20 protein-coding genes, 1 pseudogene and 1 riboswitch are annotated in these 23,115 nt (G+C 36.6%); all 21 genes and pseudogenes read left to right on the forward strand.

The annotated features are described in order from the left end of the window. The first annotated feature begins 159 nt into the window (after nucleotides 1-159). The 21 genes and pseudogenes from DET63_RS12115 (at nucleotide 160) to DET63_RS12220 (ending at nucleotide 23,043) form a co-directional block, all read left to right on the forward strand. Nucleotides 160-2,544: a DNA translocase FtsK gene (locus DET63_RS12115; protein ID WP_002014584.1), complete on the forward strand. Its 2,385-nt coding sequence runs from the start codon at nucleotides 160-162 to the stop codon at nucleotides 2,542-2,544. 202 nt (nucleotides 2,545-2,746) lie between these two features. Further along, nucleotides 2,747-2,848, forward strand: a riboswitch (purine riboswitch). 233 nt (nucleotides 2,849-3,081) lie between these two features. Next, entirely contained in the window at nucleotides 3,082-3,807 is a 726-nt protein-coding gene (locus DET63_RS12125) for a GntR family transcriptional regulator (RefSeq protein ID WP_002088063.1), read from the forward strand. Between the two features lie 90 nt (nucleotides 3,808-3,897). Beyond that, a complete protein-coding gene (locus DET63_RS12130; RefSeq protein WP_002066754.1) occupies nucleotides 3,898-4,974 on the forward strand; it encodes a BMP family lipoprotein in 1,077 nt (358 codons plus the stop codon). A 108-nt stretch (nucleotides 4,975-5,082) separates the two neighbouring features. Continuing rightward, nucleotides 5,083-6,615: an ABC transporter ATP-binding protein gene (locus DET63_RS12135; protein WP_113936840.1), complete on the forward strand. Its 1,533-nt coding sequence runs from the start codon at nucleotides 5,083-5,085 to the stop codon at nucleotides 6,613-6,615. Continuing rightward, entirely contained in the window at nucleotides 6,608-7,666 is a 1,059-nt protein-coding gene (locus DET63_RS12140) for an ABC transporter permease (RefSeq protein ID WP_002088061.1), read from the forward strand. Before DET63_RS12135 ends, DET63_RS12140 begins: the two co-directional genes overlap by 8 nt. Next, entirely contained in the window at nucleotides 7,667-8,626 is a 960-nt protein-coding gene (locus DET63_RS12145; RefSeq protein WP_002066758.1) for an ABC transporter permease, read from the forward strand. A 210-nt stretch (nucleotides 8,627-8,836) separates the two neighbouring features. Then, nucleotides 8,837-10,111, forward strand: coding sequence for an EF-P 5-aminopentanol modification-associated protein YfmF (gene yfmF / locus DET63_RS12150; RefSeq protein ID WP_113936841.1), 1,275 nt, complete (start codon nucleotides 8,837-8,839; stop codon nucleotides 10,109-10,111). Next, entirely contained in the window at nucleotides 10,112-11,398 is a 1,287-nt protein-coding gene (yfmH, locus tag DET63_RS12155; protein ID WP_002014592.1) for an EF-P 5-aminopentanol modification-associated protein YfmH, read from the forward strand. A gap of 117 nt (nucleotides 11,399-11,515) precedes the next feature. Continuing rightward, entirely contained in the window at nucleotides 11,516-12,229 is a 714-nt protein-coding gene (gene ymfI / locus DET63_RS12160; protein ID WP_113936842.1) for an elongation factor P 5-aminopentanone reductase, read from the forward strand. 76 nt (nucleotides 12,230-12,305) lie between these two features. Continuing rightward, the gene (locus DET63_RS12165; protein ID WP_000114449.1) at nucleotides 12,306-12,554 is read left to right on the forward strand and encodes a DUF3243 domain-containing protein; all 249 of its coding nucleotides are present in this window, start codon (nucleotides 12,306-12,308) and stop codon (nucleotides 12,552-12,554) included. Nucleotides 12,555-12,692: 138 nt separating this feature from the next. Further along, complete coding sequence (locus DET63_RS12170; RefSeq protein WP_000574107.1) at nucleotides 12,693-13,478, forward strand: DUF3388 domain-containing protein; 786 nt, start codon at nucleotides 12,693-12,695, stop codon at nucleotides 13,476-13,478. Nucleotides 13,479-13,499: 21 nt separating this feature from the next. After that, complete coding sequence (locus DET63_RS12175) at nucleotides 13,500-14,411, forward strand: helix-turn-helix domain-containing protein (protein ID WP_002088056.1); 912 nt, start codon at nucleotides 13,500-13,502, stop codon at nucleotides 14,409-14,411. 63 nt (nucleotides 14,412-14,474) lie between these two features. Next, nucleotides 14,475-15,053 (forward strand): CDP-diacylglycerol--glycerol-3-phosphate 3-phosphatidyltransferase, encoded by a 579-nt coding sequence (gene pgsA / locus DET63_RS12180; RefSeq protein WP_002014596.1) that lies wholly within the window; start codon nucleotides 14,475-14,477, stop codon nucleotides 15,051-15,053. 20 nt (nucleotides 15,054-15,073) lie between these two features. After that, nucleotides 15,074-16,312, forward strand: a complete 1,239-nt coding sequence (locus DET63_RS12185; RefSeq protein ID WP_002137911.1) for a competence/damage-inducible protein A — start codon at nucleotides 15,074-15,076, stop codon at nucleotides 16,310-16,312. A 142-nt stretch (nucleotides 16,313-16,454) separates the two neighbouring features. Then, nucleotides 16,455-17,063 (forward strand): annotated as a pseudogene (recA, locus tag DET63_RS12190) (recombinase RecA); the annotation flags it as partial. 97 nt (nucleotides 17,064-17,160) lie between these two features. Continuing rightward, complete coding sequence (locus tag DET63_RS12195) at nucleotides 17,161-17,784, forward strand: PDDEXK family nuclease (protein WP_002137908.1); 624 nt, start codon at nucleotides 17,161-17,163, stop codon at nucleotides 17,782-17,784. 265 nt (nucleotides 17,785-18,049) lie between these two features. Then, nucleotides 18,050-18,475, forward strand: a complete 426-nt coding sequence (locus tag DET63_RS12200; RefSeq protein ID WP_002088046.1) for a recombinase RecA family protein — start codon at nucleotides 18,050-18,052, stop codon at nucleotides 18,473-18,475. A 483-nt stretch (nucleotides 18,476-18,958) separates the two neighbouring features. Beyond that, complete coding sequence (gene rny, locus DET63_RS12205; RefSeq protein ID WP_002014600.1) at nucleotides 18,959-20,524, forward strand: ribonuclease Y; 1,566 nt, start codon at nucleotides 18,959-18,961, stop codon at nucleotides 20,522-20,524. A gap of 331 nt (nucleotides 20,525-20,855) precedes the next feature. Further along, a complete protein-coding gene (locus DET63_RS12210; protein WP_002014601.1) occupies nucleotides 20,856-21,650 on the forward strand; it encodes a TIGR00282 family metallophosphoesterase in 795 nt (264 codons plus the stop codon). A gap of 149 nt (nucleotides 21,651-21,799) precedes the next feature. After that, complete coding sequence (spoVS, locus tag DET63_RS12215) at nucleotides 21,800-22,060, forward strand: stage V sporulation protein SpoVS (protein WP_000404341.1); 261 nt, start codon at nucleotides 21,800-21,802, stop codon at nucleotides 22,058-22,060. Nucleotides 22,061-22,119: 59 nt separating this feature from the next. Further along, on the forward strand, nucleotides 22,120-23,043 hold the full coding sequence (locus tag DET63_RS12220; RefSeq protein WP_016092175.1) for a dipeptidase: 924 nt from the start codon (nucleotides 22,120-22,122) through the stop codon (nucleotides 23,041-23,043). Nucleotides 23,044-23,115: the final 72 nt, after the last annotated feature.

Consider the following 23,115-nt stretch of genomic DNA (forward strand, 5'->3'; position numbering starts at 1 on the left):
GAGCAGCCATGAGTAGGCTGCTTTCTTCTGTTTATTTAACATTTTACAAGAAGTGTAAAAATAGAAGATATAAAGACCTGAAAAATAGAGAGAAAGACATGTAAGTAGAGCTTTTTTATAAGAAAGTTGTACTTAATTTTTAGAACACGAGGTGAAGAAATGGCAAAACAAAAGCAAAGAGGGACGAAGGCTAAGGCAAGACGTACGATAAAGCCAACTTTGTATTATGAAATCGTCGGGTTGACTCTTTTTGCACTTTCGATTATTACGATTTTACAGCTAGGTGTTGTAGGGAAATCGTTTGTGTTATTTTTTCGCTTCTTCTTTGGTGAGTGGTACATAATTGGTGTATTAGGTGTAATAGCTTTATCTGTTGCGTTTGTAATAAAGCGGGGATGGCCCAACCTTTTAAATAAACGGCTAATAGGTGTTTATTTAATTGTACTAGCAATATTAATGTTTAGTCATATTACATTATTTAACCTGCTTACGAAAGATGGAGCTGTGCAAAATACTTCTGTAATTGTTAGTACAAAAGATTACTTCTTCCTTGAAATGAAAAAGGGCCCGGATAGTGTTCATTTAGGTGGTGGTATGTTCGGTGCACTGATGTTCGCAACGTGCTACTTCTTATTTGACGAAGTAGGGGCATATATCATTGGAATTATTTTAGTTATTCTTGGAATACTTTGTATAACAAATAAACATATTGGAGAAGTACTTGCTCCGGTAGGGAGAATTCTTAGAAGTCAGTTTCAAGTCATGCAAGGGGATTATAAAGATTGGAAATCTCAAAGGGTCGCCGAGCAAACTGAAAAGAAAAAAACAACAAGAAGCAAGAGGCGTGAACGTGTTGCTGAACAAGAAGAAGCTATTGAGCCAGTAGAAGAAATAGAAATTGGTCCACCAATTATTTCGAATTTTACTGAGAATTATCCAGTACGTGAAGAGACGGAAAAGCAGATAGAAGAAAATGATTTAATCACTCCTCCGTTTATTGAAGAGGCAGTTCCGCCTGCGCCAGAAGAACAACCTCACAAGAAACGAGGAGAAAAAATCGTTGAATCGCTAGAAGGTGAAACGAAAGCACCTCCTATGCAATTTTCTAATGTGGAAAATAAAGATTATAAGCTTCCTTCGCTTGATATATTAAAGTTTCCCCAAAATAAGCAAGTTACAAATGAAAATGCGGAAATTTATGAAAATGCTCGTAAATTGGAACGTACATTCCAAAGTTTTGGTGTGAAAGCGAAAGTAACAAAAGTACATAGAGGTCCTGCAGTTACGAAATATGAAGTGTATCCTGATATGGGAGTAAAGGTAAGTAAAATTGTTAGTTTAAGTGATGATTTAGCGCTTGCTTTAGCAGCGAAAGACATTCGTATTGAAGCACCTATTCCCGGGAAATCAGCTGTAGGGATTGAGGTTCCGAATTCAGAAGTTTCTATGGTAACGCTGAGAGAAGTTCTTGATTCAAAGGCGAATAACCACCCAGAAGAGAAGTTATTAATCGGTCTTGGACGTGATGTTACAGGAGAGGCTGTATTGGCACGTTTAAATAAAATGCCCCATTTATTAGTAGCTGGTGCGACTGGTAGTGGAAAGAGTGTATGTATTAATGGAATTATTGTAAGTATTTTAATGCGTGCAAAACCGCATGAAGTAAAATTAATGATGATTGATCCGAAAATGGTAGAGTTAAATGTATATAACGGTGTTCCGCACTTATTAACACCAGTCGTAACTGATCCGAAAAAAGCATCACAGGCTTTGAAGAAAGTTGTGAGTGAAATGGAGCGTCGTTATGAATTATTCGCGCATAGCGGTACGCGTAACATTGAAGGATATAATGATTATATTAAAGAACATAATAGCCAATCGGAAGCGAAACAACCTGAATTACCATATATTGTAGTAATTGTGGACGAGTTAGCTGATTTAATGATGGTTGCTTCTTCGGATGTAGAAGATGCGATTATGCGTTTAGCACAAATGGCACGTGCTGCTGGTATTCATTTAATTATTGCGACTCAGCGCCCGTCAGTTGATGTTATCACAGGTGTTATTAAAGCGAATATTCCATCGCGTATTGCATTTGCTGTATCTTCCCAAATAGATTCTCGAACGATTCTTGACGGTGGTGGTGCAGAAAAGTTGCTAGGTCGTGGAGATATGTTATTCATACCAATTGGTGCATCGAAACCTGTTCGTGTACAAGGGGCATTTTTATCAGATGATGAAGTTGAGAGAGTCGTAGAATCTGTTATTGCGCAGCAAAAAGCGCAATATCAAGAGGATATGATTCCACAAGATGTTCCTGAAACAAAGCAGGAAGTAGAAGATGAATTATATGATGAAGCGGTTCAGCTTGTAGTAGAAATGCAAACAGCATCTGTTTCTATGTTACAACGTAGATTTAGAGTAGGATATACGCGAGCAGCTCGTTTAATTGATGCCATGGAAATGAATGGTGTAGTAGGTCCTTATGAAGGTAGTAAACCAAGGGGAGTACTCATTAAAGATGTACAAGAAAAAAGTTCTTAAAAAAAGCCTAATTGTTTTACAATTAGGCTTTTTTATATGCTGTTTTTGTTATATACTATATTCAACAGAAAAGAAAGTGCTTACATAATAGGGAGCTCTTTAGAATACGAATGCTTATCGTTTTGGTTTTCGAAACGTTCGATATTTAATGTAGAAAAATGTTGAATTCTGTTGACACATATGGGAGCAAGTGGTAAGATTACTTCGAAAAGAATCACTGCCTCATATAATCTTGGAGATAAGGTCCATAAGTTTCTACCTGGCAACCATGAATTGCTAGACTATGAGGGGAAAAGTGTGTAACAAAGGATGTAAGGAATCTTTGTGCCGAACTTTTTCTCTATATGAGAAATGTTTATGGTACAAAGTTTTTTTTATGGGATAAAGTGTGAAAATTTCATCTTGAAAAATTATTAATATTTATTCGATAATTACGCTTATTTTTAGTATTTAGTAATTTATACTATGTTGTAAGTTGAAAAAAGAGAGAAGAAGTCTTACATCAGAGGTCGAATAATTGAAATGCGGGGGAGTCTTATGTCAGTAAAATCCGATAGTCGTCACCTATATTTGCGGGTGATTGATCACATCAAAGGAAAAATTAAAGATGGGGCTTACAAAGAAAAACAAAAGTTACCTTCAGAGTTTGATCTAGCGAAAGAACTTGGTGTAAGTAGGGCAACTTTAAGGGAAGCACTACGTATTTTAGAAGAAGAAAATGTTGTTATTCGTAGACATGGTGTAGGGACATTTGTAAATGCGAAGCCGTTATTTTCTTCTGGAATAGAGCAACTTTCTAGTATTACAGATATGATTTCTAGTGTGGGGAAAACACCAGGAACAATCTTTTTATCATCATCTACAACAACTTTAACAGAAGAAGAAAAAGAGAAATTTAATTGTGAAGATGCTTTTAGCGCAGTAATGATTGAACGTGTTCGTACAGCGGATGGGGAACCAGTTGTATATTGCATTGATAAACTGGCAAAAGAGATATTACCAGATTTATCGGGATACAATGAGGAATCGCTGCTTACAGTAATACATAATAATACGCACAAGCGTATCACATACGCAGTTGCTCACATTGAACCGATTGGTTATCACCCGAAAATTTCACCGATTTTAGAATGTGAACCTGAAACGGCACTGCTAGTTTTAAAACAAATGCACTATGATCAAAATGATGAGCCAATCTTATATTCTATTAATTACTTTAGAGCTGATAAGTTTAGCTTCCACGTATTAAGAAAACGTATGTAGGGAAGTTCCTTTTTAGGGAGGTGACAGCAAGAAGTAAGGGACAGCAGCGTATGAATCATTAGACAAAACATTTCAGGAGGGGTTTCTAGTATGAAGAAAAAAACAGGTCTTTTATTATCGTTAACGTTAGCAGCAAGTACAGTGTTAGGTGCATGTGGTAACTCGGATAAAGCGGATAGTGACAAAAAAGGGGATAAAGAGTTTAAGGTTGGTATGGTTACAGATGTTGGGGGCGTTGATGACAAATCATTTAACCAATCAGCTTGGGAAGGTTTAACGAAATTTGGTAAAGACAACGATTTAAAGAAAAATGAAGGATATCGTTACCTTCAATCAAGTAAAGATGCTGATTACATTCCAAATTTAACAAAATTTGCGAAAGATAATTATAACACAACATTTGGTATTGGATACTTAATGGAGAAATCAATTGAAAAGGTGGCTGAACAGTATCCAAAAGAGCAATTTGCGATTGTAGATACAGTTGTAAAGAAGCCGAACGTAACAAGTATTACATTTAAAGACCATGAAGGTTCATTCCTAGTTGGAGCTGTAGCAGCGATGACAACAAAATCAAATAAAGTTGGTTTTGTTGGTGGTGTGAAGAGCCCGTTAATTACAAAATTCGAATCAGGTTTTAAAGCTGGTGCAAAAGCAGTAAATCCAAATATCGAAATTGTATCACAATATGCTGATGCATTTGATAAGCCAGAAAAAGGATCTGTATTAGCTTCAGCAATGTACGGTCAAGGCGTTGACGTAATTTACCATGCTTCAGGTGCAACTGGTAACGGTGTATTCACAGAAGCGAAAAATCGTAAGAAAAAAGGTGAAAATGTTTGGGTAATCGGTGTTGACCGTGACCAAAATCAAGAAGGCATGCCTGAAAACGTAACTTTAACTTCAATGGTAAAACGTGTTGATGTTGCAGTAGCAAAAGTAGCGCAAGAAGCGAAAGATGGTAAGTTAAAAGGCGGTAAAGTAGAAGAGTTCGGCTTAAAAGATGATGGCGTTGGTATTGCGAAAACAACTGATAATGTGAAAAAAGTAAACCCAGAAATTTTAACAAAAATAGAAGAGTTTGAGAAGAAAATCACTGCTGGTGAAATTAAAGTACCTGCGACTGATGATGAATATAAAGCATACGAAGCTGCTCTAAAGAAATAATGATAGAGCAATAGCAAAGGTTAGTTCTTAGAACTAACCTTTGCATATATAAAAATACTTTTAATAGAGTGTAATTAGGGAGTGTTCCCTGCTAGAAGGAGGAACAAAATGGAATACGTAATTGAGATGAACAATATTACAAAAGTATTCCCAGGCATTGTAGCGAATGATGATATTACGCTGCAAGTAAAACAGGGAGAGATACACGCTTTACTTGGAGAAAATGGTGCAGGGAAATCAACGTTGATGAATGTACTGTTCGGTTTGTATCAACCAGAACAGGGCGAAATTAAAATTAAAGGAAACCCTGTAAAAATTACAAATCCGAATATTGCAAATGACCTTGGAATTGGGATGGTCCATCAGCACTTTATGCTTGTTCATAATTTTACAGTTACAGAGAATATCATTCTTGGAAATGAGCCGAAGAGAAAAGGGAAAATAGCTGTTGAAGAGGCTGCAAAAGAAATTAAACAATTATCTGAACAGTACGGTTTAGCTGTTGATCCAAATGCAAAGATTGAAGATATTTCGGTTGGGATGCAGCAAAGGGTTGAAATATTAAAGACGCTTTATCGTGGTGCGGAGATTTTAATATTCGATGAACCGACTGCAGTGTTAACTCCTCAAGAAATTCATGAGTTGATTCAAATTATGAAAAAGCTTGTGCAAGAAGGGAAATCTATCATTCTTATTACACATAAATTAAAAGAAATTATGGAAGTTTGCGATCGTTGCACAATTATTCGTAAAGGTAAAGGAATTGGTACAGTTGACGTTGCGGAAATGGATGAACATAAACTTGCAGAATTAATGGTCGGACGTCAAGTGAATTTTAAAACAGAAAAAATAGGGGCCAAACCGAAAGAGGAGGTTCTGTCTGTTGCGAATCTTGTCGTTCATGATGCACGCCAATTACCTGCTGTAAAAGGCCTTGACTTAACTGTTCGTGCAGGAGAAATCGTTGGTATTGCAGGGATTGATGGAAATGGTCAAAGTGAATTAATAGAGGCGATTACTGGTTTACGAAAAGTTGAGTCAGGTTCTATTGCAATTAAAGGAAAAGAAATAACGAATTGGCCTGTTCGAAGAATTACAGAGGAAGGAATAGGTCATATTCCAGAAGACCGTCATAAACACGGGCTAGTTCTTGATTTTTCTGTTAAAGACAATATAGTTTTGCAAACATACTATAAAAATCCATTTTCAAAGAAGGGGATTTTAAACTTTAGCAAAATCACAGAGAAAGCAAAGGCGCTTATTGAACAGTTTGATGTACGTACACCTAGTGAACAAACATTAGCGCGTGCTCTATCAGGTGGAAATCAGCAGAAAGCTATCATTGCACGTGAAGTAGATCGTAATCCAGATTTATTAATTGCAGCACAACCAACACGTGGTTTAGATGTAGGTGCAATTGAATTTATTCATAAAAAATTAATCGAGCAGAGAGATAACGGGAAAGCGGTATTACTTCTATCGTTAGAACTGGATGAAATTTTAAATGTAAGTGATCGAGTTGCTGTTATATATGAAGGGAAAATTGTAGCAATTGTCGATGCGAAAAAAACAAATGAACAACAGCTTGGTTTGTTGATGGCTGGCGGAACGGAGAAAGAGAAGGTGAATACAAATGGCTAAAAAATTTTTAACGGAGCGAACAATTAACATTTTAGTTCCTGTATTATCCGTTATTTTTGGTTTACTTGTTGGTGCCATTGTAATGTTAGTTAGTGGATATGATCCAATTGTTGGGTATGCAGCGCTTTGGGAAGGAATGGTTGGAAATCCGCAGGCTATCGGTGAGACGCTACGTACGATGATTCCACTCGTGTTAGCTGGTCTGTCTGTTGCATTTGCGTTTCGTACAGGTCTCTTTAACATTGGGGTAGAAGGACAATTATTGGTTGGATGGCTTGCCGCTGTCTGGTTTGGATATGCAGTATCGTTACCAGCATTTTTGCATATTCCGTTATCTATTTTAGTAGCCGCGATTGCCGGTGGTTTATGGGGATTTATACCTGGATATTTAAAAGGAAAGCTTAAAGTAAATGAAGTAATTGTCACAATTATGATGAACTACATTGCACTTTATGTTACGTATGATCTTATTAAACGTTTTATACATGAAGGTAATGAGAAATCTTATGATGTACAAGCGAGTGCTTCATTAGCTTCTGATTGGCTATCTTCATTGACAGATGGATCTCGTTTGCACTGGGGAATTGTTGTAGCTATTTTAATTGCTATTGTAATGTGGTTCGTATTAGATAGAACTACGTTAGGATATGAGTTAAAATCGGTTGGTTTTAACCAAAATGCATCGCAATATGCAGGGATGAAAGTCTCTCGTAATGTTGTATTATCAATGACAATTGCTGGCGCTTTTGCTGGAATTGGTGGGGCAATGGAAGGTCTAGGAACATTCCAAAGTATGACGGCAATGACATCGTTTACTGGTATTGGATTCGATGGGATTGCGGTAGCTCTTCTTGGAGGAAATAATCCGTTTGGTATATTATTATCGGCTTTACTGTTCGGTGGTTTGAAAAGTGCAGCCCCGCAAATGAATTTTGAAGCAGATGTACCTTCTGAGTTAATTAATGTTATTATCGCATGTATTATTTTCTTTGTTGCTTGCAGTTATGTTTTACGCTGGGCACTTACACGCATGAGCAAGGAGGGGAAATAAATGAGCTTTATAGATATTTTAGCCATTCTTGTGACTGGTACGTTATATACGGCAGCGCCACTTATTTTTACGGCGTTAGGTGGAGTGTTCAGTGAACGTTCTGGGGTTGTAAATATAGCCTTAGAAGGTTTAATGTTATTTGGTGCATTTACTGGTATCGTTACAACGTTATTAATGGGTGATACGTGGGGAGCAATGACTCCTTGGATTGCACTATTATTTGCAGCTATTGGTAGTGGATTATTTGCACTTCTTCACGCAGTAGCGTCCATTACATTCCGCGCGGATCAAGTAGTAAGCGGGGTAGCGATTAACTTTTTGGCGCTCGGTTTAACAGTATTTGCGATTAAGAAAATCTTTGGTAAAGGACAGACTGATTTTATTCAATACCGAATTGAAAAAATCGATGTTCCAGGACTTTCGGATATTCCGGTAATCGGGAAAATCTTTTTCTCAAATGTACCGTTAACATCGTATATTGCCATTATTTTAGCATTTGTTGTTTGGTACATTATTTATAAAACACCGTTCGGTCTTCGTCTTCGTGCTGTTGGTGAACATCCAATGGCAGCAGATACGATGGGAATTAATGTATATAAAATGCGTTATATTGCAGTTTGTATATCTGGAATGTTTGCAGGAGTGGGTGGTGCGGTCTTCGCAATGTCGATTTCTGGTAACTTCTCAGGTGCTACAATTACTGGACAAGGTTTCTTGGCACTAGCAGCTATGATCTTTGGTAAATGGAATCCACTTGGTGCTCTTGGAGCAGCGCTGTTCTTCGGATTTGCTCAATCACTTGGGATAACAGGTGGTACAATTCCTATATTAAAAGAAATTCCAAGTGTATTCTTAACGATATTACCGTATGTATTTACAATATTAGCACTCGTTGGTTTTGTAGGCCGATCTGAAGCTCCGAAAGCATTAGGAACGCCTTATGAAAAAGGAAAACGATGAGTATTTAGAAAGTATAAAAAAAGCTCGCACATTAGTGCGGGCTTTTTTACATAGAATATATTTAATACGGAATTTTACTATGTTCCTTACATATTAAAGTTTTTAGAAAGACTCAAATGTAAGCATAATAAGGAAGAAAAGTTGATTTTTTATTTCTAAAAACTGTATATTGAAGAGGAATATTCCTACATACGTAAAGGAGGGCTATTAATGAAACTAATGGAACAGCAACTGCATGAATTAGGTGGCTTGCGAGTACATATTATTCCGACTGATAAATTTAAAACAAATACCTTTGTATTTCGTTTTAAAGCACCTTTAAATGAGGAGACGGTGACAGAGCGTGCCCTATTGCCGTACGTATTGCAAAGTGCGACAGAAAAACTGCCTTCTGTAATTCGTCTTCGTCAATATTTAGAAGAATTATATGGATCTTCTTTAGCGGTAGATGTAAGTAAAAAAGGGGAAGACCATATCATCTCTATTTATGTAGACATTGCAAATGAAACATATTTACGCGATGCACCACCGTTATTTGAAAAAGCGCTTTCTATGTTATCTGATATTGTTTTACATCCAGCAACAGAAGGGGACGGTTTTCTATCTTCTATTGTAGAAAGTGAGAAACGAGCACTCTTGCAACGAATTGAAGCTACTTATGATGATAAAATGCGTTATGCAAACGAGCGTTTAATTGCAGAAATGTGCAAAGTAGAACCATATCGCTTAAGTGCAAATGGAAAAAAAGAAAGTGTTGCTTCTATTACAAATGAAAGTTTGTATCAATATTATCAAAAAGTGTTAGCTGAAGATGAAATGGATTTATATATCATTGGTGACATTTCAGAAGATGCTGTGGAGCTTGTAAATAAGTATTTTTCGATTTCACCTCGCGCTATGAAAGAGAGAAATGTACTTCTTCATAAACGAAATAATGAAGAAAAAGAAATTGTTGAAAAACAAGAACTAAAGCAAAGTAAATTAAATATCGGCTATCGCACATTCATTACGTATAAAGATGAAGATTATTTTGCATTACAATTGTTTAACGGATTATTTGGAGGGTTTTCTCATTCGAAGTTATTCGTAAATGTCCGTGAAAAAAATAGTTTAGCGTACTATGCAGCATCGAGATTTGAAAGTCATAAAGGTTTGATCTTCGTTATGTCTGGAATTGAAGCGAAGAACTTTGAAAAAGCTGTTGAAATTATTAAAGAACAAATGAAAGCAATGCAAAACGGTGATTTTTCAGAGGAAGAGATTAAGCAAACGAAAAGTGTAATTCAAAATCAAATCTTAGAGGCAATTGATACGCCACGTGGCTTTGTTGAAATGCTTTATCACGGGGTGATTTCAGAGCGTACGCGTCCAGTTGAAGAATGGCTAACGGGCATAGAAAGCGTGACGAAAGAAGAGATTGTGAAAGTTGCTAATAATATTGAACTAGATACAATCTACTTTTTACATGGAACGGAGGGAGAATAAATGGAGAAAATTGTGTATGAGCAATTAAAAGAGACGCTATATTATGAAAAACTTCCGAATGGATTAGACGTATATATCTTACCAAAACAAGGCTTCAACAAAACATTTGCAACATTTACGACTAAGTACGGTTCTGTTGATAATACATTTGTACCGCTTGGAAAAGAAGACATGACTCGTGTACCAGATGGAATTGCTCATTTCCTTGAGCATAAATTGTTTGAAAAAGAGGACCATGACGCGTTTCAATTGTTTAGTAAACAAGGTGCTTCAGCGAACGCTTTTACATCTTTTACAAGAACCGCTTATCTCTTTTCCTGTACATCAAATGTAGAGAGAAATTTAAATACGTTGTTAGACTTTGTACAAGAACCGTATTTCTCTGAAAAAACGGTTGAAAAGGAAAAAGGTATTATCGGTCAAGAAATTCAAATGTACCAAGATAACCCAGACTGGCGTTTATACTTTGGGTTAATCGATAGTTTGTTTGTGAAACATCCAATTAAAATTGATATTGCAGGGACGATTGAGTCTATTAGTAAAATTACAAAAGACCTACTGTATGAATGTTATGAGACTTTTTACCATCCGAGCAACATGTTATTATTTGTTGTTGGAGCGATTGATCCTGAAAAAACAATGGATTTAGTTCGTGAAAATCAAGCGAAAAAAGATTACGAAAATCAACCAGAAATCGTTCGCTCTTTTGAAGAGGAACCAGAAGAAGTAAATGAAAAGAAAAAGATTATTTCAATGCCTGTTCAAACTCCAAAATGTTTAGTTGGTATTAAGGCAACGAATTTAAAAGAAAAAGGGCAAGCTCTGTTAAAACAAGAAATTGCACTTACATTACTTTTAGATTATTTATTTGGAAAAGGGTCAGTTCATTACGAATCTTTATATAATGAAGGTCTTATTGATGATTCGTTCTCGTATGACTATACAGAAGAAAATAACTTCGGTTTTGCAATGGTTGGTGGAGATACGAAGCACCCTGATGAATTGGCAGAGCGATTAAAAGGTATTTTACTACAAACGAATTATGATCAGTTAGATGAGACTGCACTGGAACGGGTGAAGAAAAAGAAAATTGGTGGATTTTTACGATCGTTGAATTCACCTGAATATATTGCAAATCAGTTTACACGATATGCGTTTAATGAATCTAGTTTATTTGATGCTCTTACAGTGTTAGAAGGATTAACTGTTCAAGACTTACAACAAGCAGCAAAAACATTATTGATTGAAGAGAAAATGAGTGTCTGCCAAGTGTTACCAAAAAAATGAAGTAATATGTGAATAAAAAACGCAGTATCTATATCCCTCATCTAACGTTTGGTTATTGCCAAATGGTAAGATGAGGGTATTATTTATTTATACATAAAAAGATAAGAGAGGGAATTTATGAAAAAGTATGCATTAGTAACTGGAGGAAGCGGAGGGATTGGCTCTGCTATTTCGAAGCAGTTAATCGAGGATGGTTATACAGTCTATATTCATTACAATAAAAGCGAAGAGAAGATAAGGGGGTTACAAAAGGAGTTTGATGCAGTGATTCCTGTGCAAGCAAATTTAGCTTCTATCGATGGAGCAGAGAAATTGTGGGGACAAATCGAACATCCTATTGATGTTATTGTATACGCAGCTGGAAAGAGTATATTTGGATTAGTAACAGATGTTACTAATGAAGAATTAGATTATATGGTGGAGCTTCAAGTGAAGAGTGTATATAGACTTTTATCGATGGCGCTTCCACCGATGATCGGGCGGAGAAGGGGTAATGTTGTTGTTATTTCATCCATTTGGGGGCAAATAGGAGCGTCTTGTGAGGTGCTGTACTCAATGGTGAAAGGTGCACAAAATTCATATGTGAAGGCTTTAGCGAAAGAAGTTTCTCTAAGTGGATTGCGCGTTAATGCGGTAGCGCCAGGTGCAATCGAAACAGAAATGTTAAATGTATTTTCAGAAGATGATAAAAATGAAATTGCTGAAGATATTCCATTAGGTAGAATAGGACTACCCGAAGAGGTAGCAAAAACAGTCTCCTTCCTCGTTTCGCCAGGAGCTTCTTATATTACGGGGCAAATTATCGGAGTGAATGGCGGTTGGCATTGCTAAAAAATTCTTACATAAAAAACAAGAAATTGTACAAATTAAGCATGATTCTATTACTAAAATAGTGAGGTGCTTAAACATGTCAGTGTTAGATAATTTTGATCAGTGGAAGAGCTTTTTAGGAGAACGTTTAGAACAAGCGGGGGGAAAAGGGCTTGATGGTGGTGCCGTATCAGATATGGCATTTCGTGTTGGTGATTATTTAGCAAATGAAGTAGAAGCGCGCAACGATCAAGAAAAATTATTGTCTGAGCTTTGGAAAGTTGCTGATGAACAAGAGCAACATACAATTGCAAATTTAATGGTGAAGTTTGTACAACATAAGTAAAAGTAGAGAGGAGAAGCTCCTCTCTACTTTTTTGTATAGTAATTAGGAGGAATAGATTATACATTTAGCTTCCCTATTAAGATGAAATCATATAATATAGTACGTAGGTGTAAAGTAAGCGTAGGGGAGTGATCTTGGATGATTGAATGGTATTTTGAATATGAAATACATAAAAACCGACCTGGCTTACTTGGTGACGTTTCTTCGTTAATCGGTATGCTTGGCATCAATATTGTCACAATTAATGGTGTAGATAATGCACGACGTGGACTTTTGCTTATGTGTGATAATCAAGAACAAATCTCTAGACTTGAATCAATTTTAAATACGATGGATAATATAACGGTAACGAAATATCGTCCGCCAAAGCTTAGAGATAAGCTAGCAGTTAGACATGGTAGGTACATACAACGAGATGCAGATGATAAGAAAACATTTCGATTTGTGCGTGATGAATTAGGATTGCTTGTAGACTTTATGGCGGAGATAATGAAAAAAGAAGGTCATAAATTAATTGGGATACGAGGAATGCCCCGTGTCGGAAAAACAGAATCTATTGTTGCCGCAAGTGTTTGTGCAAATAAGAGATGGTTATTCGTATCATCTACTCTCATTAAGCAAACTGTTCGTAGCCAATTGATTGAAGATGAGTATAGCGACGATAATATTTTCATACTAGATGGAATTGTGTCGACAAAGCGTGCAAATGAAAGACACTGGCAGCTCGTTCGTGAAATCATGAGATTGCCTGCAACGAAAGTTGTGGAACATCCGGATGTGTTTGTGAGTCAGTCAGAATACACATTGGATGATTTTGATTATATTATCGAATTGCGTAACGATTATGATGAAGAAATTCAATATAATTTAGTAGATGAAATTGAGCAAGGTACGCAAAACAATTTCTCTATGTTCGACTTTTAAAGAAATATTGAGGTGTTAGTAGTGACGGAATTAGGACAAAAGCTGACAGAAGCAAGAGAAGCGAAAGGCTTATCTATTGATCAGCTGCATGAGATTACAAAAATTCAAAAACGCCATTTAGTAGCGATTGAAGAAGGCAATTATGATGTGTTGCCAGGAGCTTTTTATGCGCGTGCATTCATTAAACAATATGCAGATGCTGTTGGATTAAATGGAGAGGAACTGCTTGTAGAATATCAGAGTACGATACCACAGTCTGAAAAACGTGAAGTTCCACAAGTATCAACTGGACAAAAAACACAAGAAACAATGCAAAAATCTTCATCATGGCCAATTGCGGATCATATGCCCAAAATTTTGATTGCGTTGTTAGTAATCGCATTTGGAGTGGTAGTCTGGTTTGTTATTCAAGCGTTAACTGGAAAAGATGATAGGCAAGTTCCAAATGCTCAAAGTGAGAAAATTGAGGTTCAAAAAGCAAAAAATTCTCCGCTAGATACAAAGAAAGATGAAGCGAAAGCGGAAGAACCAAAGAAAGAAGAACCAAAAAAAGAAGAGCCAAAGAAAGAGGAACAACCAGCACAACCAACTGGACAGCAAGAGATAAAAGTAGTTGGAACAACTGGTAAGGTATCTACTTTGGAAATTCATAATAATAAAACATTAGAACTGGAAATATCGGGTAAAGGTGCGAGTTATGTAGATGTTAAAGATGATGCTGGGAACGAAATTCTAAACACTACAGTACAAGGTGGCCAAATAGAAAAACGTGATTTATCAACAGTAAAAGAAGTGCGACTTAATATTGGAAATGCAACGAATGTTGAAGTTAAACTGAATGGTCAAGTGGTTGCTTTCCCATTGGATCCAGCAAAAGAACTTCACCAAAGATTGGTGATAAAAAACCAAGGGATAGGGCAAGCTGCGCAATAACAGTCATCGCTTCGATGACTTTTTTCAATGAACAAATGTTTTTGACATGATGGAGGAATAGCTGTGAATTTACCAAATAAAATTACAATATCTAGAATCTTCTTAATTCCAATTTTTATGGTAATTATGTTAGCGCCCTTTGAGTGGGGCTCATTTATAATTGGTGATGTAGAGTTACCAATTCAACATTTAGTAGGGGCACTTATCTTTATTATTGCTTCGGCTACAGATTGGATTGATGGACATTATGCAAGAAAGTATAATCTTGTAACGAATTTAGGGAAATTCCTTGACCCGTTAGCAGATAAATTACTTGTTTCGGCAGCGCTTATCACATTGGTAGAAATGCAATATGTACCTGCTTGGATCGTTATTGTAATTATAAGCCGTGAGTTTGCAGTAACAGGTTTACGCCTTGTACTTGCTGGGACAGGGGAAGTAGTTGCAGCAAATCAGCTAGGGAAAATTAAGACATGGACACAAATTATTGCGATTGCAGCATACTTATTACATGATGTACCGTTAAATTTACTTCATATTCCAGTTGCAGATATTTTCATATGGATTGCATTATTCTTTACCGTTATTTCAGGATGGGATTATTTCTGGAAAAATAAAGATGCTTTTGTAAACTCAAAATAGAAGTTTATGGGGGAATTGGGATGAATGCTGAAATTATTGCGGTTGGAACGGAATTATTACTTGGACAAATTGCAAATACAAATGCCCAGTTTTTATCTGAAAAGTTAGCTTCAATCGGAATTAACGTGTACTACCATACTGTTGTTGGGGATAATAACAAGCGATTACAGAAGGCAATTGAATTGGCTGAAGAACGAGCTGATATGCTCATTTTTACAGGTGGATTAGGACCGACAAAAGATGATTTAACGAAAGAAGCAATAGCGTCTAGTTTAGATGAAGAGCTTGTGTATGATGAAAAGGCATTAACATCGATAAGCGATTATTTTAAGCGTACAGGCCGTGAATTTACGGAGAATAATAAAAAGCAGGCGCTCGTTTTAAATGGATCGACTGTATTTGCGAATGATCACGGTATGGCGCCTGGTATGGGGTTAAATAAGAACGGAAAAGTTTATATTTTATTACCAGGACCACCAAAAGAAATGAAGCCGATGTATATAAGTTACGTAGAGCCTTTTTTATGTAAGTTTACAACGGGGGAAAATATTTATTCTCGTGTTCTTCGTTTTTTTGGTATTGGGGAATCTCAATTAGAGGTGAAAGTTCAAGATTTAATTGATGGACAAACGAACCCAACCATTGCACCACTTGCAAATGATGGAGAAGTGACATTACGTTTAACTGCCAAACATCATGATGCTGATGAGGCGGAGAAACTGATTCAGCATGTGGAAGATTTGATTTTAGAAAGAGTAGGAGAATTTTTCTACGGATATGACCAAGATTTCCTTCATTACAAGGCAATAAGGCTATTGAAGGAAAAAGGGTTAACTTTAGCGTGTGCAGAAAGTTTAACAGGTGGTCTTTTTGGAAATCAAGTAACAGAAAATGCTGGTGTTTCGTCTGTATTTAAAGGCGGTGTCATTTGTTATCAAAATGATGTGAAGCAACAAATTTTACATGTACCTGAAGAAGTGTTGCGTACTGATGGCGCGGTTAGTAAACAGTGTGCTCGCTATCTTGCTGAAAATGTAAAGGAACTGTTAAAAGCAGATATCGGAATTAGTTTCACTGGGGTGGCAGGACCGGATGCTTCAGAGCATAAAGAACCAGGAACAGTATTTATTGGATTGGTGATTAAAGATGAACCAGCTGTAGTCTTCTCGCTTAATTTAAGTGGAAGTCGTCAACAAATTAGAGAACGCTCTACAAAATATGGATTTTATCATTTATTTAAAAAGCTAGAAGAGATATAAATTTCTTCTAGTTTTTTTTGTTGGAAAACCTAGTTTTATTCGATATAAAATAAAAAATCGAATAAATGTTCGATTTTTGTTGGCAAATTGAATTGAAAATAGGTATAATAAGATTAGCAAGTTAGTTAAGGAGGAATTTTGAATGAGCGATCGTCAAGCGGCATTAGATATGGCGTTAAAACAAATAGAGAAGCAATTCGGTAAAGGCTCAATTATGAAATTAGGAGAACAAGCGGAGCGTAGAATTTCTACATTTTCAAGTGGTTCTTTAGCACTTGATGTGGCACTAGGGGTAGGCGGATACCCACGTGGCCGTGTTATTGAAATTTATGGACCTGAAAGTTCAGGTAAAACAACAGTTTCATTACACGCAATCGCGGAAGTACAGCGTCAAGGTGGACAAGCAGCGTTCATTGATGCCGAGCATGCAATGGATCCTGTATATGCACAAAAATTAGGTGTTAACATAGATGAATTACTATTATCACAGCCTGATACAGGGGAGCAAGGACTAGAAATCGCAGAAGCACTTGTACGAAGTGGAGCGGTTGATATTATCGTAATTGACTCTGTGGCAGCTCTTGTACCGAAAGCTGAGATCGAAGGGGACATGGGTGACTCTCACGTTGGTTTACAAGCACGTTTAATGTCACAAGCACTTCGTAAACTTTCAGGTGCAATCAACAAATCAAAAACAATCGCAATCTTTATCAACCAAATTCGTGAAAAAGTTGGGGTTATGTTCGGAAATCAACTACAAGTTGCTTAATCAGAGTGTAGTACTTGAATCTTTATTTGTTTTCTTCATTTAAGTCTTTATAAGGGATTTCTTATAAGGAGAGATTAAAATGGCAGTGACAATTGGAAATAGAACTTATCGAAACATAGAACAATGGCAAGTGGATTTTATTGCGACACATGCGGATAGAAAATTAAAAGATATAGGTAAAGAAATTAATCTTGATGAAAGGCGAGTAGGTGAAATATTAAAGTTACTCGGAATTAAAAGAACCAGACATTGGAAGATTTACTTACCTAAAACCGCAGAAGTTGAACAAGAGTTGAAAAATCCATATTTATCACATGTTGAAATTGCCGTTAAGTATGGCGTATCCGATACATGTGTTGCTAAAAGGAGAAAAGAGCTTAATGTAAAGGTCAGAAAGAAAAATTATGATACTTTACTGGAACAACAGGTTGAACAGATATTGTTAAGCTTAGATTTGGTGTTCATTAAGCAAAAAAGAATCGATAAGTGGTCTATTGATTTCTACTTAGGTAGAAAATATTGTTTAGATGTCCATGGGAAATGGGCACACTCACTCAAAAAAATAAAAGAACGAGATAAAAGAAAACTTTTATTTATGGAAGAGAGCTGCTATAAATATCTTGTTATACATGAAGAAGAACTAGCAAATAAAGAAAAAGTCGCGCAAAAGATTAAGGAGTTTACCATGGGTTTCCCTTGCTAGTGATAGCATGTTAAAAAACCTTGTGAACCTTATTGCCTAAGGGTGTAACTATTTATATAGTTGCTAACGGTGAAGCCCACCATTAATTAGGGTAATACCGTGCCAAGCTCCATAGTGATATGGGGAAGGTGTAGAGACTACCGAAAAGGACTTTTAGTTAACTGAGTAGGGTACGGCAGATGATAGGCTACTGCTGGAAGTGCAAGGCTCTCTGCAAAGAGATGAAGAGATAGTCCGGACTATAGAGATGGAAAATCTATAGATAGTGCCAGAAACAACTCCAGGTGGTCGTGCGTTGAAATTCTATTCAACTGTCCGTCTTGAAGTACGTCGTGCTGAGCAGTTAAAGCAAGGTAACGATATTGTTGGTAATAAAACGAAAATAAAAGTAGTTAAAAATAAAGTAGCACCGCCATTCCGTGTTGCTGAAGTTGATATTATGTACGGAGAAGGTATTTCAAGAGAAGGTGAAATCTTAGATATGGCTTCTGAACTTGATATCGTTCAAAAGAGCGGTGCTTGGTACTCTTATAATGAAGAACGCTTAGGACAAGGTCGTGAAAATTCGAAGCAATTCTTAAAAGAGAATACGGATTTAAGAGAAGAAATTGCCTTCTTTGTTCGTGAACATCACGGAATTGGTGAAAACTCTGGTGTTGAAGACACGGAAGATTCAACTCGTCAAGATTAAAAAATAAAAGACACGGTCCCGTGTCTTTTATTTTTTAATCCACTATGAAAGCGTTGTATATAGCTGGAGATAAAATATTTATTCTATCCAAAAGGCTATGTATAAAGGGGAATATTCATATATTTTAAGTGAATGAATTGGGATTTTCTAAGGTTTTCCAGGATAATATGCCGTCTGTTTTTTTAATCCATATAAGATTCAGGGCTGAAGGTAAAGAAAGTAAAAGTAGACAACGCTTGACAATGAAAATTGCGATAGATACAATGAGAATGTATATTTTTTCTTATATACGATATACTCTTCTCAAGAAGAGAAGTAATATTCGGAGTAAGACTTAAATCTTGCCGAAATAATAATATGACATTTTAATTGTGAAATGAAGAAAGTCCCTTAAAAAAGCGGGACGACGGTCTTTGCTGTACGTTGTAATTCAATGTACATGCCGACAGTCTTTTTTCATTCATAGCAAGGGGAGGTGAAATCATGAGTAGTAGTACAGTTTGGATACTCATCTCCATTTTGCTTGCAACAGTCGGTGCAGTTGTTGGCTTTTTTGTTCGAAAGTCTATTGCTGAAGCGAAGATTAATGGTGCAGCTAATGAAGCAAAACGTATTCTAGACGAAGCGAATCGTGATGCTGAAGCACTTAAGAAAGAAGCGCTTTTAGAAGCAAAGGATGAAATTCATACACTTCGTACAGAAGCTGAATTAGAAATTCGTGACCGTAGAAGCGAATTACAAAAACAAGAAAATCGTTTAATGCAAAAAGAAGAGAACCTTGATCGTAAAGACGAAACGCTCGATAACCGCGAGCGACAGTTAGAAAAGAAAGAGGAATCTCTTGTAGCGAAACAACAACAGATTGAAGAGTTGGAAAGCAAAGTGGGAGAGTTAGTTCAAAAGCAACAAACAGAATTAGAGCGCATTTCCAATCTGACCCGCGAACAAGCGAAAGCAATTATTCTTGGTAAAGTGGAAAGTGAAGTTTCTCATGAAATTGCCGTTATGGTAAAAGAAAGTGAAGTTCGCGCGAAAGAAGAAGCGGATAAGAAGGCAAAAGAGATTTTATCTCTTGCAATGCAAAGATGTGCAGCTGATCATGTTGCTGAAACAACCGTTTCGGTTGTAAATCTTCCAAATGACGAAATGAAGGGACGTATTATCGGACGTGAAGGTCGTAACATTCGTACGTTAGAAACGTTAACAGGTATTGACCTTATTATCGATGATACACCAGAAGCGGTAATTCTATCTGGATTTGACCCGATTCGTCGTGAAACAGCTCGTATCGCTCTTGATAAACTAGTACAGGACGGACGTATTCACCCAGCGCGTATTGAAGAGATGGTCGAAAAATCAAGACGTGAAGTGGACGAGTATATTCGTGAAGTCGGAGAGCAAACAACGTTTGAAGTGGGTGTTCATGGCTTACATCCAGATTTAATTAAAATTTTAGGTCGTTTAAAATACCGTACAAGTTACGGGCAAAACGTCTTAAAACACTCTATGGAAGTTGCATACTTAACTGGACTTATGGCAGCGGAGCTTGGTGAGGATGAAAAACTAGCAAGACGTGCTGGTCTATTACATGATATCGGAAAAGCAATCGATCATGAAGTAGAAGGTAGCCACGTTGAAATTGGTGTTGAACTCGCAACGAAATATAAAGAGCATCCTGTTGTAATAAACAGTATCGCATCTCACCATGGTGACACAGAGCCAACTTCTATCATTGCAGTTCTAGTTGCTGCAGCAGATGCATTATCAGCTGCAAGACCGGGAGCTCGTAGTGAAACGCTTGAGAATTACATTCGTCGTCTTGAAAAGTTAGAAGAAATTTCAGAGTCTTATGAAGGCGTAGAAAAATCTTTCGCAATTCAAGCAGGACGTGAAGTTCGTATTCTGGTAAAACCAGATACAATTGATGATTTAGAAGCTCATCGTTTAGCTCGTGATATTCGAAAACGTATTGAAAATGAACTGGATTATCCAGGACATATTAAAGTAACTGTTATTCGTGAAACACGTGCAGTGGAATACGCAAAATAAAGTGGTGAAACACCACTTTATTTTTTTGTGTTGGAATTGGGTAAAATAAAGAAAATTATTTATCCCGCGTTAACGGGCAGTAAAACTCCCACCTCAAAATTCGGCTTGAGAAAAGAAATTAGGTGGGGGATAAACTGCCCGTAAACGCCCGATTGGTGAAGGCTAATAATCAATGGGGGATGAACAAAACCCCCACTGATTATAGTTTCACTTTATGAGCAGTATGCAAGTGAAAGAAACTTATAATAGATAAATTGTAACTGTTGTAAGGAAATAGCTTTAAGTTATAGTATGGTAATAAAAAATGTAGTACATAGAAAGGGTAAGACATATGAGAATATTATTTGTTGGGGATGTAGTAGGATCTCCTGGTAGAGACATGATTCAACAGTACGTACCGGCATTAAAGAAGAAATATACACCGACAGTAACAATTATTAATGGAGAAAATGCTGCGGGTGGACGTGGAATTACGGAAAAAATATATCGAAACTTTTTAGAGTGCGGGGCACAAGCGGTTACGCTTGGAAACCACGCTTGGGATAACCGTGAGGTATTTGAATTTATCGATGATGCAAAATATCTTGCAAGACCAGCTAACTTCCCAGAAGGAACGCCGGGAAAAGGGCTTATCTTTGTAAATTGTAATGGAACAGAAGTTGCAGTTATTAACTTACAAGGACGTACTTTCCTTCCTCCAATTGATTGTCCATTCCGTAAAGTGGATGAATTAATCAGCATTGCAAAAAAACGTACAAACATTATCTTTGTTGATTTTCATGCTGAAACAACAAGTGAGAAGCAGGCGTTAGGTTGGTATGTAGACGGTCGTGCTACAGCGGTAGTAGGTACACATACACACGTTCCTACAGCTGATAATCGTATTTTACCAAGCGGAACAGCTTATATTACAGATGTTGGTATGACAGGCCCATATGATGGGATTTTAGGTATGGATCGCGAAGCGGTATTGAAGAAGTTTTTAACGAACTTACCAGTGCGTTTTGAAGTGACGAATGGTAGAACACAATTAAGTGCAGTGTTAATTGATGTGGATCCTAATACAGGGAAAGCGAAGAAAATTGAGCGCATTTTAATTAATGATGACCAACCATTTTTTGACTGATTTTTAACGAAGAGTTAGAGAATTCTTTATATTTTAATTTTTTAGAAAAATTACAGAAATTTAGCAGGAATACGTGCCATTCCTCGTGAATATAAGTTAAAGTGAAATAATTGCTATTACTTTTTATAGAAACGAGGAGGAAACGCGGAATGGAAATATTAAAAGTTAAAGCAACGTCGGTCCCTAATTCTGTAGCTGGTGCACTTGCAGGTGTTATTCGTGAACGCGGAACAGCAGAAATTCAAGCTATTGGTGCAGGTGCATTGAACCAAGCGGTAAAGGCAGTAGCAATTGCAAGAGGATTTGTAGCGCCTAGCGGTTTGGACTTGATTTGTATCCCAGCGTTTACAGATATTATGATTGATGGTGAAGAGCGTACAGCGATAAAATTAATTGTAGAACCTCGTTAAGTTGAAACAACCTGTTTGCATGTATGCAAACAGGTTGTTTTTGTAATGGAGGAATGAAAATGAAAATTTTTGATGCACATTGCGATGTACTCTTTCAGTTATGGAGTGCAAAGGGAAAAAAAGACTTTCAAAACGATTCACAATTACATATTACATTTGAACAATTAATGAAAAGAAAAGGAAGTATACAATGCTTTGCTATATATATACCAGAAACAGTAGCGTATGAAAAGCGTTTTGAAGTTGCGCTGCAAATGATAGATATTTTTCATAATGAAATTCTATCGCTACCAGGAATGAAGTTTATTCAGACAAAAAACGATATTAACATGCTAAAACAGGACGAGATTGGAGCATTATTAACATTAGAAGGATGCGAAGCAATTGGAAAAGAAGCGATGAAATTACGTTTGTTTTATCGCTTAGGTGTACGTTCCTTTGGATTGACATGGAACTATGCCAATCTGTTAGCTGATGGAGCGCTAGAGGCACGTGGAGCAGGTTTAACTACATTTGGTAGACAAGTTGTACAAGAACTTAATACGTTACATTTATGGACCGATGTGTCTCACTTAAATGAAAGAAGCTTTTGGGATGTTATTGAAATTGCTAAAAACCCAATTGCATCTCATTCAAACTGTTATCAACTTTGTGGGCATCCACGCAATTTAACCGATGAGCAAATAAGAGCTCTTATAAAGAAAAATAGCATTATTGGTATTACTTTCGTACCGCAGTTTTTAACGAATGAAAGACAAGCGAATATAGCAGATATATTAAGGCATGTGGAATATATTTGTTCATTAGGTGGAGAAAAAAATATAGGGTTTGGTTCTGATTTTGATGGGATTTTAGAAACTGTTGTAGGTGTAGAAGCATATAGGGATTATGAAAATATAATGAATCAACTGTGTAAAAAGTATAATGAATCAACTGTAGAGCGATTTTTGTATAAAAATTTTGTTGACTGTATAACGTTCTAAAAAATATGTTTTAAAAATTCAGAAAAATTAAAATGAATTTACTTGAATTTATTGATTTTTTTAAGACCTAAT

This window comes from Bacillus sp. DB-2, from assembly GCF_003315125.1.
In the GTDB taxonomy this organism is placed as follows: Bacteria; Bacillota; Bacilli; order Bacillales; family Bacillaceae_G; genus Bacillus_A; species Bacillus_A mycoides.

Bases quoted from the DNA above. Each gene is read 5' to 3' on its own strand.
- DET63_RS12210 (WP_002014601.1), top strand. From the start codon at position 20,856: ATGAGAATATTATTTGTTGGGGATGTAGTAGGATCTCCTGGTAGAGAC.
- yfmF (WP_113936841.1), top strand. From the start codon at position 8,837: ATGAAACTAATGGAACAGCAACTGCATGAATTAGGTGGCTTGCGAGTA.
- ymfI (WP_113936842.1), top strand. From the start codon at position 11,516: ATGAAAAAGTATGCATTAGTAACTGGAGGAAGCGGAGGGATTGGCTCT.
- DET63_RS12220 (WP_016092175.1), top strand. From the start codon at position 22,120: ATGAAAATTTTTGATGCACATTGCGATGTACTCTTTCAGTTATGGAGT.
- DET63_RS12135 (WP_113936840.1), top strand. From the start codon at position 5,083: ATGGAATACGTAATTGAGATGAACAATATTACAAAAGTATTCCCAGGC.
- yfmH (WP_002014592.1), top strand. From the start codon at position 10,112: ATGGAGAAAATTGTGTATGAGCAATTAAAAGAGACGCTATATTATGAA.
- DET63_RS12170 (WP_000574107.1), top strand. From the start codon at position 12,693: ATGATTGAATGGTATTTTGAATATGAAATACATAAAAACCGACCTGGC.
- DET63_RS12115 (WP_002014584.1), top strand. From the start codon at position 160: ATGGCAAAACAAAAGCAAAGAGGGACGAAGGCTAAGGCAAGACGTACG.
- DET63_RS12195 (WP_002137908.1), top strand. From the start codon at position 17,161: ATGGCAGTGACAATTGGAAATAGAACTTATCGAAACATAGAACAATGG.
- spoVS (WP_000404341.1), top strand. From the start codon at position 21,800: ATGGAAATATTAAAAGTTAAAGCAACGTCGGTCCCTAATTCTGTAGCT.
- rny (WP_002014600.1), top strand. From the start codon at position 18,959: ATGAGTAGTAGTACAGTTTGGATACTCATCTCCATTTTGCTTGCAACA.
- DET63_RS12130 (WP_002066754.1), top strand. From the start codon at position 3,898: ATGAAGAAAAAAACAGGTCTTTTATTATCGTTAACGTTAGCAGCAAGT.
- DET63_RS12185 (WP_002137911.1), top strand. From the start codon at position 15,074: ATGAATGCTGAAATTATTGCGGTTGGAACGGAATTATTACTTGGACAA.
- DET63_RS12165 (WP_000114449.1), top strand. From the start codon at position 12,306: ATGTCAGTGTTAGATAATTTTGATCAGTGGAAGAGCTTTTTAGGAGAA.
- DET63_RS12145 (WP_002066758.1), top strand. From the start codon at position 7,667: ATGAGCTTTATAGATATTTTAGCCATTCTTGTGACTGGTACGTTATAT.
- DET63_RS12125 (WP_002088063.1), top strand. From the start codon at position 3,082: ATGTCAGTAAAATCCGATAGTCGTCACCTATATTTGCGGGTGATTGAT.
- DET63_RS12140 (WP_002088061.1), top strand. From the start codon at position 6,608: ATGGCTAAAAAATTTTTAACGGAGCGAACAATTAACATTTTAGTTCCT.